Annotated in this window: 4 protein-coding genes and 1 pseudogene; 1 reads left to right on the top strand and 4 read right to left on the bottom strand. The window is 57.9% G+C overall.

The window, feature by feature from the left end:
• Positions 1-139 precede the first annotated feature (139 nt).
• A complete protein-coding gene (locus tag KHP60_RS25970; protein WP_213566919.1) occupies positions 140-391 on the bottom strand; it encodes a polysaccharide lyase family 7 protein in 252 nt (83 codons plus the stop codon).
• Between the two features lie 62 nt (positions 392-453).
• On the opposite strand from KHP60_RS25970, the gene KHP60_RS24705 reads away from it, so the two are divergent.
• Complete coding sequence (locus tag KHP60_RS24705; protein WP_213566918.1) at positions 454-678, top strand: hypothetical protein; 225 nt, start codon at positions 454-456, stop codon at positions 676-678.
• Between the two features lie 333 nt (positions 679-1,011).
• Here the strand turns inward: KHP60_RS24705 and KHP60_RS24700 are convergent, their stop codons facing one another.
• The 3 genes and pseudogenes from KHP60_RS24700 to KHP60_RS24690 form a co-directional block, all read right to left on the bottom strand.
• The gene (locus tag KHP60_RS24700) at positions 1,012-1,536 is read right to left on the bottom strand and encodes a hypothetical protein (protein WP_213566917.1); all 525 of its coding nucleotides are present in this window, start codon (positions 1,534-1,536) and stop codon (positions 1,012-1,014) included.
• A 199-nt stretch (positions 1,537-1,735) separates the two neighbouring features.
• Entirely contained in the window at positions 1,736-1,981 is a 246-nt protein-coding gene (locus tag KHP60_RS24695; protein WP_213566916.1) for a hypothetical protein, read from the bottom strand.
• Between the two features lie 181 nt (positions 1,982-2,162).
• Positions 2,163-2,372: pseudogene (locus KHP60_RS24690) on the bottom strand (methyl-accepting chemotaxis protein); the annotation flags it as partial.

The following is a 2,372-nucleotide window of genomic DNA, read 5'->3' as shown; positions in this document are numbered from 1 at the left end:
CGGCTCAAGGCAAAAGCCCCACGTAGCCTTGAAGCCTTGGAGGCAGAGCTCAAACCAGCCCTCGACACCATCAGCGCAAAGGATGCTCAAGGCTGGATCAGGCATGCCGGCTATGCTCTACACTGAGACCAAAAGCGCTTTAGCATAGAGAAAAACGGCTCCGGTCTGGATCGGAGCCGCTTCCGTCCGCGTAGTAGGATAGCGCGCCTGTCCCGGGCATCGGGTTCGGCGTCGGAGTCGGTTGCGTCGATGAAGTAACGACGCCGTTATGGTTGAAGCTCAGGGCGTAGAATGAGGTCTGGCCGTAGCCCGAACCATTGCTCTCGTTCGCACCGAGGTAAGCGCCGGCCTTGAAGTAGAATGTATCCGACTGCCACACGCTGCTGATCATGCTCATTGACTTGTAGATACGGCACCGCCAATCCCACCTGGAACCTCCAGACGGACGGCTTTATGAGCGCTACCCTTGAAGTCGATGGTGCCCCGAACCGCGACGGCATGGGCGGCAGGATCGTCGTCGGTCAGATCCACGGCCAGGACGACGAGTCGGTGAATTTCCAGGGTGGCGATGGAACGAACGCAGGATTAGCGCAAGTATTAAGACTATTTAATTTGCGCGCTAGGCATACCGTGGCGATTGAGATCTATATTGCCTATTTCGTTGCGATTTTGTGCTAGTACAATAAGCAAATTTCCTGTCTTTGAAGTAGAAAAGCAGCTCATATGTAATTATACTATTCCGAAATCAGATCGTAGGAGTAGATAAATCATTTAAATATTATAGGTACTATCTTTAATACGATACATAAAAGACACGGAAGCTTGGGGGGCTGGCAGACGTGAGGTGATGATCAGGTACGTGTCATCTCGGATCTTCCCAAAGAAAGAGCGCCCATCGTTTGGCGCTCTAGGTAGGCCGCCGTTGCGACCAGAGGGAGGACCGTGCCAGCCAGGCACATGCGAAGGCTGCGCCTGAAAGGTAAACGAGTGGTTACGAAAAGCACGCGACGGCTAGTCTTTTAGAACGTCCTCCGGTCCTGCCACGTCTCGCAGATCTGCTGCCTCGACGGGTGCATAGCCGAATCGCTTCGTGAGAGCATCGAATGTATCGCTGGTGTCATGCCCGCTCTGCACGCCATGGCAGACGGCAAAATACTCGATGACGGCATTCTCCTCGGCCCCGGATGGCGAAGCGAGGTTCAGGACGGCCACCTTCCATGGTCCTGCATCGTCCTGCCAGATCGCCAGCGGCTTCGTCTTGGAACAGAAGTAGTAACCTGTCGATGCTTCACCGCCTGTCTTGGGACGGCGTTTGTCATAGCTGCCGTTCGGGTGATGGGAGGTCCATTCCCTGGAGATGACCTTGACGAGGGCACCATTCGCGTTGGAGCCGACGATGTCGCGGCTCTCGATACTGAACCAGGCGCAATAGTCCATCCGGCAGCGGCCCTGCATCAGTTCGGCCGAGAGAGCAGCCCCACTCGATGTGAGGCCGCCGATGCAGGTGATGAGTGCGACAGTGTAGGCAAGTGTCATAGAGACCCTTTGGCAACGACATGGCCCGTCAGTGTAATACAAGAAGCCAGCCGACCAAGGCCACGGGGGCGATGATGCCGAGAACGAAGGAAACAGCGTCGCGGGCCATAGAAACCTCCTGCCAACTTCCTTAACGTAATCCCATGGGGCTCAGGAGGCGGTGCGCTGCAGCACGTTTCATGGAAGCGGGCATTCCGATTCAGGATTTCTGATCGCTTGACGATCCTGGTTCAGGAGGGGAGGCCGGGATCGTTCCATCTTCGGCAGGCGCGCCGTTCCGCGCCTTACGCTTCTTGCCGAGCCATTTGAACAGCATCCACCCCAAGCCTGAGCTGAGGGCTGCAATCACCACAAGGCCGGAGCTCGGATAATCACGGAAGTTGATACGCTTCGTGCCATTCAGCTCTTCCAGTTCATCTTCCGGCTGTTCGTCTGTCTCGGGCATGAAACGGATCTCGTAGGGGGCTCCTCCCATATAAGCCTCGCAACCTGGGTTTCCATCGCTTTCTGAAAGCAAGTGGCATCAGAGGCTCTGCGTCTGGAGAAGCATCTCGTCTGACGTGCCAAAAGAAAACGCCCGGCTCGGGTGAGCCGGGCGCGAATGGAAAGTTCCGTCTGGGCCGGGCTCAGGCCGCCTTCACGCCTGATAGGAAGGCCGAAACCTCCTGGCCGAGATCGCTGGAGTGGCGTGCGAGCTCGCGTGCTGCGCCGAGCACCTGGGAGGCGGCCGCTCCGGTCTCGCCGGCGCCCTGCTGCACGTCGCCGATGCTGCCGGTCACGGCTTCCGTGCCGCGCGCCGCCTCCTGGACGTTGCGGGCGATCTCGGCCGTGGCCGC

The organism is Microvirga sp. 3-52, assembly GCF_018383585.1.
Lineage (GTDB): Bacteria > Pseudomonadota > Alphaproteobacteria > Rhizobiales > Beijerinckiaceae > Microvirga.
The sequence above is the reverse complement of the archived record's forward strand: the minus strand, read 5'-3'. Positions and strand labels throughout refer to the sequence as shown.